The 13,033-nt window shown below is 68.6% G+C and carries 14 protein-coding genes and 1 pseudogene; 8 read left to right on the top strand and 7 right to left on the bottom strand.

Annotated features, from left to right (window positions below; genetic code table 11):
* Nucleotides 1-131 precede the first annotated feature (131 nt).
* Both CWS50_RS10620 and xseA read right to left on the bottom strand, forming a co-directional pair.
* Complete coding sequence (locus CWS50_RS10620; protein WP_423243483.1) at nucleotides 132-500, bottom strand: exodeoxyribonuclease VII small subunit; 369 nt, start codon at nucleotides 498-500, stop codon at nucleotides 132-134.
* Nucleotides 501-601: 101 nt separating this feature from the next.
* Nucleotides 602-2,041, bottom strand: coding sequence for an exodeoxyribonuclease VII large subunit (gene xseA, locus CWS50_RS10615; protein WP_127842762.1), 1,440 nt, complete (start codon nucleotides 2,039-2,041; stop codon nucleotides 602-604).
* Between the two features lie 102 nt (nucleotides 2,042-2,143).
* On the opposite strand from xseA, the gene CWS50_RS10610 reads away from it, so the two are divergent.
* Both CWS50_RS10610 and CWS50_RS10605 read left to right on the top strand, forming a co-directional pair.
* Entirely contained in the window at nucleotides 2,144-3,190 is a 1,047-nt protein-coding gene (locus CWS50_RS10610; protein WP_127843416.1) for a 4-hydroxy-3-methylbut-2-enyl diphosphate reductase, read from the top strand.
* A gap of 357 nt (nucleotides 3,191-3,547) precedes the next feature.
* The gene (locus CWS50_RS10605; protein WP_371855181.1) at nucleotides 3,548-4,963 is read left to right on the top strand and encodes an amino acid permease; all 1,416 of its coding nucleotides are present in this window, start codon (nucleotides 3,548-3,550) and stop codon (nucleotides 4,961-4,963) included.
* 203 nt (nucleotides 4,964-5,166) lie between these two features.
* On the opposite strand, the gene CWS50_RS10600 is transcribed toward CWS50_RS10605, so the two are convergent.
* Nucleotides 5,167-6,561 (bottom strand): DNA recombination protein RmuC, encoded by a 1,395-nt coding sequence (locus tag CWS50_RS10600; protein WP_127842760.1) that lies wholly within the window; start codon nucleotides 6,559-6,561, stop codon nucleotides 5,167-5,169.
* Between the two features lie 339 nt (nucleotides 6,562-6,900).
* On the opposite strand from CWS50_RS10600, the gene ychF reads away from it, so the two are divergent.
* From ychF to CWS50_RS10590, 3 genes are all read left to right on the top strand, one after another.
* Nucleotides 6,901-7,986 (top strand): redox-regulated ATPase YchF, encoded by a 1,086-nt coding sequence (gene ychF, locus CWS50_RS10595; RefSeq protein WP_127842759.1) that lies wholly within the window; start codon nucleotides 6,901-6,903, stop codon nucleotides 7,984-7,986.
* Nucleotides 7,987-8,109: 123 nt separating this feature from the next.
* Nucleotides 8,110-8,208: a hypothetical protein gene (locus tag CWS50_RS13855; RefSeq protein WP_279221952.1), complete on the top strand. Its 99-nt coding sequence runs from the start codon at nucleotides 8,110-8,112 to the stop codon at nucleotides 8,206-8,208.
* A complete protein-coding gene (locus CWS50_RS10590) occupies nucleotides 8,205-9,518 on the top strand; it encodes an ApeA N-terminal domain 1-containing protein (RefSeq protein WP_306821247.1) in 1,314 nt (437 codons plus the stop codon). The genes CWS50_RS13855 and CWS50_RS10590 overlap by 4 nt, the downstream gene beginning before the upstream one ends.
* Nucleotides 9,519-9,671: 153 nt before the next feature.
* On the opposite strand, the gene CWS50_RS13640 is transcribed toward CWS50_RS10590, so the two are convergent.
* From CWS50_RS13640 to CWS50_RS10575, 3 genes are all read right to left on the bottom strand, one after another.
* The gene (locus CWS50_RS13640) at nucleotides 9,672-9,896 is read right to left on the bottom strand and encodes a hypothetical protein (protein WP_243118302.1); all 225 of its coding nucleotides are present in this window, start codon (nucleotides 9,894-9,896) and stop codon (nucleotides 9,672-9,674) included.
* Between the two features lie 128 nt (nucleotides 9,897-10,024).
* Nucleotides 10,025-10,480: a prevent-host-death protein gene (locus tag CWS50_RS10580; protein WP_127842757.1), complete on the bottom strand. Its 456-nt coding sequence runs from the start codon at nucleotides 10,478-10,480 to the stop codon at nucleotides 10,025-10,027.
* Nucleotides 10,481-10,609: 129 nt separating this feature from the next.
* The gene (locus CWS50_RS10575) at nucleotides 10,610-11,131 is read right to left on the bottom strand and encodes a DUF4256 domain-containing protein (RefSeq protein ID WP_127842756.1); all 522 of its coding nucleotides are present in this window, start codon (nucleotides 11,129-11,131) and stop codon (nucleotides 10,610-10,612) included.
* Between the two features lie 318 nt (nucleotides 11,132-11,449).
* Here CWS50_RS10575 and CWS50_RS10570 point away from each other — a divergent pair, with 318 nt between their 5' ends.
* The 3 genes from CWS50_RS10570 to CWS50_RS13255 all read left to right on the top strand — a co-directional run bounded on the left by CWS50_RS10570 (nucleotide 11,450) and on the right by CWS50_RS13255 (nucleotide 12,541).
* Nucleotides 11,450-11,860, top strand: coding sequence for a GNAT family N-acetyltransferase (locus CWS50_RS10570; protein ID WP_127842755.1), 411 nt, complete (start codon nucleotides 11,450-11,452; stop codon nucleotides 11,858-11,860).
* A 175-nt stretch (nucleotides 11,861-12,035) separates the two neighbouring features.
* Nucleotides 12,036-12,305, top strand: a complete 270-nt coding sequence (locus CWS50_RS13260) for an HXXEE domain-containing protein (protein WP_206610410.1) — start codon at nucleotides 12,036-12,038, stop codon at nucleotides 12,303-12,305.
* Nucleotides 12,306-12,340: 35 nt separating this feature from the next.
* Nucleotides 12,341-12,541, top strand: coding sequence for a hypothetical protein (locus tag CWS50_RS13255; protein ID WP_206610409.1), 201 nt, complete (start codon nucleotides 12,341-12,343; stop codon nucleotides 12,539-12,541).
* A 128-nt stretch (nucleotides 12,542-12,669) separates the two neighbouring features.
* Here CWS50_RS13255 and CWS50_RS10560 read toward each other — a convergent pair.
* Nucleotides 12,670-13,017 (bottom strand): annotated as a pseudogene (locus CWS50_RS10560) (PIN domain-containing protein); the annotation flags it as partial.
* Nucleotides 13,018-13,033: the final 16 nt, after the last annotated feature.

The following is a 13,033-nucleotide window of genomic DNA, read 5'->3' as shown; positions in this document are numbered from 1 at the left end:
TAGGCACAGCCTAGCGACATCGTCTTCCCGGCGGGGTGTCTTGGCTGGTCCGGTTCGGGCTGACGGGTGGTGAGGGCGCGGCTGGCAGGACGGCGGGCTGTGCTGCTGGCGGCAGGACCCGGGCCCGCTGGTCACTGCGGAGGCTCAGAGGCGTCCCCCTGCGCGCTGCGCCCGCGGTTGTCCACGGCGGCCAGCCGGGCGCGAGCCTGGTCCAGCCAGGCCTGGCACCGCTGGGCCAGGGCCTCGCCCCGCTCCCACAGGGCCAGGGAGTCCTCCAGTGGTACCGAGCCCGCCTCAAGACGTCCGACGACGGCCACCAGCTCCTCCCGGGCCTGCTCGTAGGTCAGGGAGGCGACGTCACTGGGTAAGTCGCTGGGCAGGTCACCGGGCAGGTCGTTGGGCGTGCCATCAGGCAGGTGGTCGGCCTGGTCGTGCCACGGCGACGGGTCGGAGGCTCCCCGGGACCGGGAGAATGACGAGGAGGACGGCTCAGTGCTCACGCCCTGATTGTCGCACGCCACGACGGGTGGCTGACACGGCTCTCGCGGCTCCTGCCCCGCCTCCTCCAGCGACCAGCCCCGCTGGCAGGCTCGCTGCCGGCTCAGTCGTCCTTATTGCTGCCCCCTGTGCTCCCAGGGCCGCTGTCCGGCCTGGTGGACCCCACCACCTGGGCCACCATGCGGCCGCGCGCGAGGACGCCCTCAATGAGGTCGCCCTTCTTGACGTCCTCGGCGCCGGTGATGACCGTGCCCCCCGGGGTGCGCAGGATCGCGTAGCCGCGGTCCAGCACGCCCTGGGGGGACAGGGCGGTCAGGCGGGCATGATCGGCCCGCAGGTCCGCCGCCGCCAGGGACAGGTGGTGGCTCAGCGCGCGGCGCAGCCGGTCACGGGCCTGGCCCAGCTCGTCCAGGCGGCCGCTGACGATCGAGGTGGGCTCGGCCAGCACCGGGCGGGCACGCAGCTGGTCCAGGGCGGCCTGCTCAGCGTCCAGGCGCGCGGTCATCAGGGAGCGTAGGCGCTCGCGGGCCGAGTCCAGGCCGGAGGTCTCCTGGGACAGGTCGGGCACGATCCGCCGGGCGGCGTCGGTGGGGGTTGAGGCCCGGTAGTCGGCCACGAGGTCCAGCAGGGGGCAGTCGGTCTCGTGTCCGATCGCGGAGACCAGCGGGGTGCGGCAGGCGGCGGCGGCGCGAACCAGGCCCTCGTCGGAGAAGGGGAGCAGGTCCTCGACGGCCCCGCCACCGCGGGCGACGACGATGACGTCGACGTCCTCCGTGGCGTCGAGCTCACGCAGCGCCCGGGTGACCTCGGGCACGGCCTGGCTGCCCTGGACGGCGACTTCACGGACCTCGAAGGGCAGTCCGGGCCAGCGCAGCCGGGAGTTGACCAGGACGTCGTCCTTGGCCTTGGCGGCTCTCCCGCACACCAGGCCCACCCGGCGGGGCAGGAACGGCAGAGGCTGCTTGCGCTCGGCGTCGAAGAGGCCCTCGGCGGCCAGGACGCGGCGCAGCTGCTCGATGCGTGCCAGGAGGTCGCCCACTCCTACGGGGCGGACGTCGTCGGCCTGGAGCTGCAGCGAGCCGCGCCTGGTCCAGAAGACTGGTCGGGCGTGGACCACCACGCGTGCGCCCTCGGTGAGCTGGGCGCCGCTGCGGGCCAGGGCGGCGTCCAGGGTGCGGGCGTAGATCGCCACCGGCATGGAGGTGTCGGCGTCGGTGTCACGCAGGGTAAGGAAGACCATCCGCGCTCCAGGGCGGCGGGAGAGCTGGACCACCTGGCCCTCCACCCACACCTCGGTCATGCGGGAGACGTACTCCTCGATCTTGGACGACAGCAGCCGCAGTGGCCACGGGTTGTCCGCAGTGGTGAGGTTGGCACGTGGTGCCAGCTCGCGCGCACCTCCGGCCAGGCCTGCCCGGGCGGAGGGGGCGGGGGAACTTGCCTGGCCCGGGGGGCTGGGAGGCTGGGTGGGTGCCGAGGCGGGGCCTGAGGCGGTGGGGCCGCTGGACGGCGGGTGAGGAGGGTGAGACGTCACGTGCCCCACTGTGCCACGTCCGTCACTGTGCCACGTCTGTCACTGCACCTGTGGGTGGCCCTGTGGCACAGTGGGGACGTGACCGTGACACGTGGGACGAACGACCCGGCTGTGGCTGCTCAGACGCCTCGGCCCGGCTCCGGGCAGCAGGACAGGAAGGTGCTGCTGGCTGCTCCCCGGGGCTACTGTGCCGGGGTGGACCGGGCTGTTGACGCCGTCGAGCAGGCCCTGGAGCACTACGGCGCGCCCATCTACGTGCGCAAGGAGATCGTCCACAACAAGTACGTGGTGGAGGCTCTGTCGCGGCGGGGCGCGGTGTTCGTCTCCGAGACTGATGAGGTGCCTGAGGGCGCGCGCGTGGTCTTCTCCGCCCACGGCGTCTCCCCGGCGGTGCACGAGCAGGCTGCGGCCCGAAACCTGGACACCATTGACGCGACCTGCCCGCTGGTGACCAAGGTGCACAAGCAGGCGGTGCGCTTCGCCAAGGACGACTATGACATCATCCTGGTGGGGCACACCGGCCATGAGGAGGTTGAGGGGACCCAGGGGGAGGCGCCTGACCACATCCAGGTGGTCAACGGTCCTCACGAGGTGGACCAGGTCACCGTCCGTGACCCGGAGAAGGTCGTGTGGATCAGCCAGACCACCCTGAGCGTGGACGAGACCATGGAGACGGTGCGCCTCCTGCGGGAGCGATTCCCCGCGCTGACCGACCCGCCCGGGGACGATATCTGCTACGCCACCCAGAACCGGCAGGCGGCGGTCAAGGAGATCGCCCCCCGGGTGGATCTCATGATCGTCGTGGGCTCGGGGAACTCCTCCAACTCTGTGCGTCTGAAAGAGGTGGCCCTGGATGCGGGGGCCACCGCCTCGCACCGGGTCGACTACGCCTCCGAGATCGACCCGGCATGGCTGGAGGGGGTCCAGACCGTGGGCCTGACCTCAGGGGCCTCCGTGCCGGAGATCCTGGTGCGTGAGGTTGTGGACCGTCTGGCCGAGCTCGGCTTCACCGACGTGGAGGAGGTACGGACCGCCACAGAGAAGATCTCCTTCTCCCTGCCGAAGAACCTCCGCGCCGACCTCAAGGCTGCAGCGGGCGCGACGGGTGGGCAGCCCCTGCACGCGCGCCGTCAGCCGGTGGCGGACCACACCTGCTGAGCCGACGGCCCGTCGGGCGTGCCTGACCGGTGGGCCTGCCGGTCGTGAGGGCTCCCGGGTTCCCGGGACTTCTGGCAGTCCGTCTGTCTGTGTGCCACTGGTTCTGGCCGCTGCCCCCGGCTCCCGGCACTCCTGGAGGCCTGCGGCTGCTGGCGCTGGCGCGCTGGTGCAAGTGCTACTGTCTGAGCGATGTCGCACCGCACCGGGACGTCGGCGCCCGCCTCACACCAGTCCGCTGTCAAGACACCTGACGCCGTGGCAGCCCCTTCCGCCGAGGCTCCCGCAGGCACGCGCTCTCCCGGCCAGGCCCCCGTGCCCGACGACAGTGGGCTCAGGCGTAGCCTGTCCAACCGCCACATGCAGATGATCGCCATCGGCGGGGCGATCGGCACCGGGCTGTTCGTGGCCTCGGGTGCCACGGTGTCCCAGGCTGGGCCGGGAGGTGCCGTCCTGGCCTACGCGGCTGTAGGGCTCATGGTGCTGCTGCTCATGCAGTCCCTGGGGGAGATGGCGGCGCACGTGCCGGTCGCGGGCTCCTTCCAGACCTACGCCACACGGTTTGTCAGTCCCTCCTTCGGTTTCACGATGGGTTGGAACTACTGGTTCAACTGGGCTATCACGGTGGCGGCCGAGCTGGTCGCGGCGGGGATCGTCATGGCCTACTGGCTGCCCGACGTCCCCTCCTGGGTGTGGGCGGCGCTGTTCCTGGCGCTGCTGACCGGCCTCAACGCGTTGTCGGCACGGGCCTTCGGCGAGGGGGAGTTCTGGCTGGCGGCCGTCAAGGTGGTCACGGTCATCGTGTTCCTCGTGGCTGGTGTGGCCATGATTGTGGGGATCATCGGGGGCCACAGCGAGGGGCTGAGCAACTGGACGGTGGGGGACGCGCCCTTCCACGGGGGAGCGCTGGCCGTGGTCTCGGTGTTCATGATCGCCGGCTTCTCCTTCCAGGGCACCGAGCTGGTGGGGGTGGCGGCCGGCGAGGCCCGCAACCCGCGTCGCGACGTGCCGCGCGCCATCCGCACCGTGTTCTGGCGGATCATGCTGTTCTACATCGGGGCGATCGCAGTGGTGGGAACCCTGGTGGCCTACACCGACCCAAACCTGCTGCGTACCGGGACCGAGGATGTGTCCTACTCGCCGTTCACGCTGGTCTTTGCCCGTGCCGGGATCGCTGCGGCGGCGGCGGTCATGAACGCGGTGATCCTGACTGCGGTGCTCAGCGCGGGCAACTCCGGGCTGTACGCCTCCACCCGGATGCTGCACTCCATGGCCCTGCAGGGGCAGGCGCCCGCCTGGTTCGCCTATGTCAACCGCCGGGGCGTGCCGGTGCGTGCCCTGGGGGCGACGGCTGCGGTGGGGGGTGCGGGATTCCTGACTGCGGTGGTGGGGCAGGACACCGCCTACACCTGGCTGCTCAACGTGTCCGCCCTGTCCGGGTTCATGGTCTGGCTGGGGATCGCCGTGTGCCACCTGCGGTTCCGGCGCGCCTACGTGCTCCAGGGCCACGACCCGGCTGACCTGCCCTACCGTGCGCCGTTGTTCCCCCTGGGGCCGGCCGTGGCCTTCACCCTGTGTGTGGCAGTGGTCCTGGGGCAGAACTATGAGGCGGTCTTCCAGGGCGAGGTGGTGCGGGTGCTGTCTTCCTACATCGGGCTGCCGGTGTTCTTCCTGGTCTGGCTGGGCCACCGTCTGGTGACCGGGTCCCGTATGGTGCCCCTGGAGCAGGTGGACGTGTCTGGGGTCAGGGTCGAGCCGGAGGCCGGTGAGCGGTGAGCTGGTGTCTGGAGCCAGCGTGCGAGCCAGTGCAGGCCTCCGCCAGGGTCGCGTCTTCCCCACTGACAGTCCCCCAGGGCATGATCCTCGGGGACCTGCTGTCTTTCTCTGGCGGCCTGGGCTGTCCCTCGGTCTCCTCGGTCTGACCTGCTGGGGCCTTGCCGGCCGCTCCGCGTGCAACACCGTACTTATCTAAGCTGTACTCAATCGCCCTCGCCCCAATCACCCTCACCTTCTTGCTGCTGGTTCTCGTCTTGCGGTTGAATCTCGTCTTGCCGTCGGTTTTCCTCTTGCGGACGGCTTTCCTGCAGTTTCTGCTGCCGACCTGCTGTCGAGAGCTCGGTGGCGGTCAGGGAGCGGAGCTGGGCGTCATCGGAGCCGATCGACGCTGGTGAGTGCAGGTCGTTTCCCAGGGTGTTCAGGGTCCGAGCGGTGACCAGCAGCCGGTTCTCCAGGGAGCCCAGGGTCTTGTTGTACGCAGTGACGCTGCGGCGCAGGGCGCGGCCCAGGTCGTCCAGGTGGTGGGCGAGCGTGCTCAGCCGGTCGTACAGGGTGCGGCCCAGCTCCAGCAGGTCCTGGGCGTCGTCGTTGACGGCGGTGCGTGCCCACGCGGTGGCGCAGGTACGCAGCAGGGCGAGCAGCGAGGCGGGGGAGGCCAGGACCACGCCGCGCCCTAGGGCGTGCTCCATGAGGGAGGTGTCTGTCTCCAGGGCGGCGGCCAGGACCGGCTCGGCCGGGACAAAGAGGACGACGACCTCGGGGGAGCTTCCCAGCGCGCGGTCGTAGCGGCGGGAGGCGAGCTGGTCGACGTGGGAGCGCAGTGCCCTGGCGTGGGCGGCTAGCAGCTCGGCGCGGCGGTCCTGGTCCTGCTGGGTGGTTGTTCCTAGAGAGGTGGCCTCCAGGTAGGAGTCCATGGGTACCTTGGCGTCCAGGGCCAGGTACCCCTCGCCCGGCAGGTGGATGACGACGTCGGGCCGGGAGGACGTCGCGCCTTCGGGGCGGGAAGGTGCCGGTGGGGATGAGGCGCCGTCGGCGCTGGACAGCCTGCCTGAGCGCTGCTGGACCAGCGAGCCCACGGTGCGCTGCTCGGCAAAGTCCACGTGGCGCATCATTCCGGAGGCCTCCAGGATACGTGCCAGCTCGACCTCCCCCCACATGCCTCGTGCGGAGCGGGAGCGCAGCGCTCCCTCCAGGGAGGCCGTGGTGCGCTGCAGGTCCCGCTCAGCGCGTGCGGTCTCCCGCAGCTGCTCGGTCAGGGTGGCGTGCTGCTGGGCGCGCTGCCTCTCCAGGGACTCCACGCGGGCGCCGACCTGCTCCAGCTGGCTGCGGACCGGGGCCAGGGCGCGCAGCACCGCCCCGTCCCGCTCCGCACGCTCCTCCGCCAGGCTGGCACGGGTGGACAGCTCCTCGGCGCGGGCGCGCCACGATGCTGCCTCCGCCTGGAGGCGGGCGGTCTCCTCGTGCTGGGAGTCCTGCCTAGGGTTGTGCTGGGAGCGACGGACGGAGATGCGGGCCACGGCCAGCGTGTAGCCCAGGGCAAGGCTGGTGGCGGATACCAGGAGCAGGAGGGGTACGAGGAGCCCGACGGAGACAGTCATGGGCACAGTGCACCACGGGAGGCCGACATGAATTCATTCCTGTTCTGTGCTGCACATCTTCAGTCCTCAACGTGAGGGTCCGGTCGAGGTTGCCGCACTGCGTGGTGGCGGAATACCGCGGAAATCCAGTATCAGACTCCGGCCTGGCAGGCTCAGCCCGAGCTGAAGATGTGCAGCAAGACCTGTGCTGCACATCTTGGGCACTGTGGCGATGGCAAGATCGACCAAGGATCAGGGAAAGACCGGGGTGGAGCGGCGTGGGGCGAGCTGAAGATGTGCAGACGTGGTGGGGGTGGTGGCATGTGGCTCCGGGGTGGGGCCTGGCCTAGACTCCGGGGCGTGGCACTCACCATTGGAATCGTCGGGCTGCCCAACGTGGGCAAGTCCACCCTGTTCAACGCCCTGACCCGCGCGACCGTCCTGGCCGCGAACTACCCGTTCGCGACGATTGAGCCCAACGTCGGGGTCGTGCCCCTGCCGGACCCGCGCCTGGACCGGCTGGCCGAGATGTTCGGCTCGGCGCGGGTTGTGCCCGCTACCGTCTCCTTTGTCGATATTGCCGGGATCGTGCGCGGAGCCAGCGAGGGGGAGGGCCTGGGCAACCAGTTCCTGGCCAACATCCGTGAGGCCGACGCCATCTGCCTGGTGACCCGGGCCTTCACTGACTCGGACGTGGTCCACGTGGACGGGCAGGTCAACCCCGCCAGCGATATCGAGACCATCGCCACCGAGCTGGTGCTGGCCGACATCCAGACCCTGGAGAAGGCGGTGCCCCGCCTGGAGAAGGAGGTGCGGGGCAAGAAGACCGAGGCCGTGGTGCTGGAGACCGCTAAGGCCGCCCTGGAGGTCCTGGGGGAGGGCACCCTGCTGTCAGCCGGGGCGGAGGCGGCCGGGCTGGACCGCGACGTGCTGCGCGGGTTCCAGCTCATGACCACCAAGCCGTTCATCTACGTCTTCAACATGGACGACGAGGGCATGAGCGACCAGGCGCGCCAGGCCGAGCTGCGTGAGCTGGTGGCGCCAGCGGAGGCGGTGTTCCTGGACGCCCAGTTCGAGGCCGAGCTTGTCGAGCTGGAGCCGCAGGAGGCAGCGGAGCTGCTGCGTGAGAGCGGTCAGGAGGAGTCAGGCCTGGACAAGCTGGCGCGGGTGGGGTTTGACACCCTGGGGCTGCAGACCTACCTGACGGCGGGGGAGAAGGAGTCGCGCGCCTGGACCATCCCCAAGGGGGCCACCGCGCCCCAGGCGGCCGGCGTCATCCACACCGACTTCGAGCGGGGCTTCATCAAGGCCGAGGTGGTCTCCTACGACGAGCTGGTCGAGTACGGCTCCGTGGCCGAGGCCCGCGCCCGCGGGCGGGTGCGCATGGAGGGCAAGGACTACGTCATGGCCGACGGCGACGTGGTGGAGTTCCGGTTCAACGTGTGAGTTGCGGCTGTGCATGCTGGCCGGGCGGATAGTGAACAGGAGTGGTTAGCCGTGTCTAACGATCCTCTGAGAATCGCTGAATCCTCAGAGTGGGTGGGTTATTGGTGGCTGCCGGAGGAGAGGGTGCCAGGTGTGCTCCGCTACGACGATGACGGCAACCTAGAGCTCTCCTTGATCGGCGCGCTTGAGGACCGGGTGGTGTCGCACCGACCCCAGATGTGACGGTCGTTTACGGACCTCGAGAGTCCTGGGACGTTGTGCACGGTGCGGCTGGTAACCGAGAGATCACCCTGCTGGGGTGCAGCCCGCTGAGAAGCAAGAGGACGTTTCTTGCTCGCGTCGACAGCCCCGACACGCAGGCCATCGTCGTGGATGCGGCACTTGTCGGGACGCATGTCAGTAGTTGGGACGACGCCGTGTTCTCTGCTGCTGAGATGTCAGTTGAGGACATGGTGAGCTGGGCTGGGACTTCAGCGTTGAAATGTACCCTGGGCTGCGACGGGGGCAAGCTTGACGGGACTGGCAGTATCTCGGTCAGTCCGGTGGAGGAGAAGTCGGTCGCGTGCGACGGGACCACCTTCTGCTTGTTGCGCCAGTACACGGCCCCGTTCATGGACTGGCGTAAGGGCGAGGCGATTGGGCGGATACGCAACTTGGTGTCAATGAGAGTTGTCCCTGAGTCCCCGTTCTCACTGAAGTCGGTGCTGGAGAAGGTGAGTCTGGTCCAGTACCTGGTCGCGCTGGCGACCCACCAGGCTGCCGGTGTCCTGTGGGTCCGGCTCGAGCCTACTGACAGTGAGATAGGTTCGCTGAGCGGTCGCTCAAGGTCTCGTCGCGGCGTCGATCTTCTGTACGCCCCTTTCGCGGTCGGTGCCCATGACTCCAAGGCTGTCGATGCTTGGCGGATTCTGTTCAGTTGCGACTCGCTCCCCTTCGAGGAGATACTGCCTCGTTGGTGCGAGGTTCGCGAGCGGCTGCTGCCAGCGATCAACATGATCATGGGGCTGCGGTACGGCTCGACTTCCTTTGTCGAGAACAGGCTCCTGACGGCGGTGGGTGCTGCCGAGGCGCTGCACCGCAGGCTCGGCATCGAGGAGAAGCCGTTCCCGGATGATGAGTTCAAGAAGGTGCGCAGTGCTCTCCTTAAACAGATGCCAGAGGAGTATCGAAGGATCTTTAAGTCAGAGATTCGTAACGACCTAACGCTTCGGGACCGGCTTCAACAGCTTGCTGGGCGTTTAGACCCTGGCGTTGTCGACCTTCTGGTTCCGGATGTCGGTCACTGGGCGGGCAGGGCGGTTCGGGCTCGTAACGACCTCGCGCACGAGGGCAGCACGCCGAAGCATAGTCTTGAAGAACTCGCCGCTGTTGTCGATGTGACAACAGTTGTTGTTCTACTTAACGTCCTACATGAGCTGGGGCTGCCAGCTGAGCGCCAGAGGGAGATCGTGCGATACCACCCGGCCATCAGTGCGGCCGCCGAGCGGGCTCGGAGGTGCTTGGTTCCCCCTGAGGGCCAGACTTGGGCGTAGCCCAGAGTATAGTTGTTTGCGCCGGTCATAGATATGACCGGCTTGCCCTGGCCGATGTGGTGGGTGCGGTAGGCCGCCGCTCCTCGGTCTGCGGGTTCCACTACGGGTCCAGTAGGAAGACGCGGCTGATCCGTCGCGTGGCTTCTTTGTTGGCTACTTCGTCTCGTTTGGATGACTTGTGTGTACCTGCTCGAGGTAGACCGTGCGTCCGTCGACGTAGTACCAGATCCGAGCGGCGCCCTTCGCCGTCGGCTTGTGCTGCCAGCGCTCGTAGGCGGCCCCGCCGCGATAGATCACCCCGAGTTCGCCTTTGAGCCGGTAGCTGGTCTGGGTCGTGGTCAGAGGGGTGCGCGTGAGGAAGTCCCAGGTCTCGGTCATCGGGTTGCGGATGGTCGCAACGAGGTCCTGCCAACCCTTTCGAGCCTCTGCGGTGGCGAAGCGGAGCTCGTACTCGGCCTTTTTTGGAGGTCGGGGGACCGGCTCGCCCTTCCTGGCTGCGGTCGCGATCAGGGGCGCTCGACGGGCTCGAGCCCGCTGCCCTCATCCAGCCACTCCACGTCAGTGCGGCCCAGGCCCGCAGCAACGGCTGCGGCGGTCTCCTTCCACGAGGTCAGCTCAGAGACTGCCAGGTGCGGCTGGTTGGTGGAGAACGAGGCTCGCGCGGCATCGACCAGGTCCTGCGTGCAGGTCTCGCGGTCTGTCGGCGACAGTGCAAGCATCCACGGGAAGGCCCGGCTCATGCGCTCGACGAGCGTGCCCGTGTCCTCCAGGGCCACCGTGATCAGCCGTGCGGCGAGGTCCAGCAGTCGTGCGCGGCCCTCGGCCTCGCGCTGCGACATGAGAACCAGCGCCTCACCGTCACGACGGGTTACCGTGACGGGGTGGTCCTCGGCCTCGGCAGAGTACCTGCTCAGGTCCGAGGAGCGCCGGGTACGCGTGGGAGCATCTGCCGCGCCGGTCATGCCTCCATGGTGTTCGGAACGTGTTCGGAAGTCCAGGGGTCGGGCGAGCATACCAGTGTCGTCTCTACCTCGGTCCGCTTGGATCACTTCAGGCATAGGTGGACGCTTGGCGCCCCGCCGCCACCCTCGCTACACCCGCAGGACGCCGCGCCAGCCGCGCGCCCCGTAGTAGGACTCCGCACCGTTGTGGTAGACGAAGACCCGGCCGAAGCGTCGGTCCCCGAACAGTGCCCCGCCCAGGGCGCGCACGTCTGCCGGGGTGGCCAGCCACGACGAGGTCTTCAGGTCGAACTCCCCGAGGCTCTGGAGGCTGCGGTACTCCGTCTCGCCCATGAGCTCGACGCCCATTGAGGCAGCCTGGCCCACAGCGCTGCCCTGCGGCGGGTTCCTCCTGCGCGAGCGCAGCGCTTCGTCGTCGAGGCACAGGCTGCGGCGGCCCGCAGGCGTCTCGGCTGCGCAGTCGTAGAAGAGGAAGGCGTCCGCCTTGGCGTCGTAGCCGACGACGTCGGGCTCGCCTCCCGTGTCCTCCATGCCTCGGAGCGCCCTCAGCGCCTCAGGGTGCTCGGTCAGGCGCGCGGCGACGTCCTCCCAGGAGAGGCCCTTGTGCCTGTGCGGGTGCGCCTCGAACCGCGCCCTGAGAGTCTCAATCATGCCGTCCCTCTCACCGTGCTTCGTCGTGCTGTGTCATGAGACGAGCCCATTGTCCCCTACGTGGTCCCCTACACGTGCGGTGCGGCGGTTTCCGCGCTGCGGCTCCTGGGCGAGGTGGTGATGCAGTGGGGTGGTTTGTCGGGTGGTGTGGCTGCTGGGGGCCGACCACCTTCTTCCCCCCAGCGGCGCGGATGCTAGAGTCCTGGTCGTGACTTCTGCTGATGCTGGTGGTGCTGTCCAGATCTCCCCTTATGATCCAATCGTCCGCGACCAGCTCCTTGACCTGTCGATCCGCGCGTGGGCGCCTGTTTTGAGGCCATGAGCGGGGACATCGCCACCGGGGTCGTGCCCCGGTTTGTCTACGGGAACTTCTATCCCCAGGGCTGGGAGGCGCGCCAGCGCTCGGACCTGGCCCAGGTCCTCGACCAGGAGGCGGGCAGCTGCGACGTCGCCAGGGTGGGTGGGGAGCTCGTGGGGTGGGTGTGCACCCGTATCCACCCGGAGGACTCCATGGGGGAGGTCCACATCCTCTGCGTTGATCCGGCCTACCAGTGCCAGGGAGTCGGGCGGGTGCTGATGGAGCGCGCGCACAGTCGCGCCCGTGAGGCGGGCATGCGCATGGTCATGGTGGAGACTGGCGGGGACTCGGGCCACACCCCGGCGCGGGCCGCCTACGAGGCGGTGGGCTACACGCGCTGGCCGGTGGCCAGGTACTTCAGGGAGCTGTGAGTGCCAGGCTGGTAGCGGCACGGCTGCCGTGAACCTGCGGGCGGCCGGTGGGTGGGGCCGGGACGCCAGCCGCAGTCGTCGCGCCTGCCCCTTCCCGCCCACTGTGGCTTCCTCGTCCTGACGGGGTGGGTGGCGCAGGGTGCTCCGGCCACAGGTGGGTAGTACCTTCAGCGGCGTGGTCTCGCCCGGTACCCTCGCCTTTGTCGGCATCGTCTTGTTCATGGTTCACGAGCTTGAGGAGATAGCCTGCGTCCGGCCTTATATTGAGCGGTGCAGGAATGACAGCAGGTTTGCCGGTGAGATGTTTGTCGCCGGTGGCGATCGGGCCTACCCCTCGACGGAGACCCTCGCGCTGATGATTGGCGAGGAGCTCGTGCTGGTGAGCCTGATCATGGGGCCGGGGTCGCCACCGGCTCTGTCGAGGTCGTCCTGGCACCGTATATAGCCTTTACTCTTCATCTGGTCCCGCACGCGCTCGAGGTGACCCGGCTCCCTGGCTGGGCGCCGGGGAGCCGCACTGCGGTGGCGCTGCTGCTGCCGTCGGTGGTGCTGGTCGTCGTCACGGCTGCCGGGCAGGTCAGTCCCGTACCCTTGGTGCTGTGGACGCTGCTGGCTGGCGCCGTGCTGCTGCTCAACCTGGCGGCTCTGCACGCCCTGGCGGGCAGGATCAAGGCGAGGTAGCCTCGGCAGGGGCAGCCGTGACTGGAGCGGCCCCAGGCGCGCCGGAGTCGTCGCCTGCGTCCTGGCTGGCACGTTCAGGAGTAGTCGCGTGCTGTCCTGCCAGTCTCAACTCTACGCCGCTTTCGCGACTACGGCCACCAAGGACTGACGACGGCGACACCCAGGGGCTCAAAGTCCTTGATATTGCGGGTGGCCACGGTCAGGCCATGGACTGCGGCAGTTGCAGCAATGAGCACATCGCGTTCTGGGCGAGGGTCGGGGACGTGCAGACGGGCGGCACGACGAGCAACTAGTATGTCCACGGGTAGAATCCTGCCTGTGAAGACGTCCAAGAGCTCCTCGTCGAGCCACGTTTGTAGGCGCGCAGCTTGTGCCCGGTCTCGTCTTCCCAACCTCGCGATTCCGACCTCAATCTCCAGGACAGTGATTGCCGACAGGAACAGGTCTGAGGGCCGACGGGCGGCAACCCATGCTCGTACACGCGCGTCAGCC

It is taken from the genome of Actinomyces wuliandei (assembly GCF_004010955.1).
Lineage (GTDB): Bacteria > Actinomycetota > Actinomycetes > Actinomycetales > Actinomycetaceae > Actinomyces > Actinomyces wuliandei.
This window is presented reverse-complemented; position numbering and strand designations above follow the sequence as displayed.

Coding starts and splice junctions, on each gene's coding strand:
- CWS50_RS10575 (WP_127842756.1), bottom strand. CDS start 11,131: ATGATTGAGACTCTCAGGGCGCGGTTCGAGGCGCACCCGCACAGGCAC.
- CWS50_RS10570 (WP_127842755.1), top strand. CDS start 11,450: ATGAGCGGGGACATCGCCACCGGGGTCGTGCCCCGGTTTGTCTACGGG.
- CWS50_RS10605 (WP_371855181.1), top strand. CDS start 3,548: ATGCAGATGATCGCCATCGGCGGGGCGATCGGCACCGGGCTGTTCGTG.
- CWS50_RS10600 (WP_127842760.1), bottom strand. CDS start 6,561: ATGACTGTCTCCGTCGGGCTCCTCGTACCCCTCCTGCTCCTGGTATCC.
- CWS50_RS10580 (WP_127842757.1), bottom strand. CDS start 10,480: ATGACCGGCGCGGCAGATGCTCCCACGCGTACCCGGCGCTCCTCGGAC.
- CWS50_RS13640 (WP_243118302.1), bottom strand. CDS start 9,896: ATGACCGAGACCTGGGACTTCCTCACGCGCACCCCTCTGACCACGACC.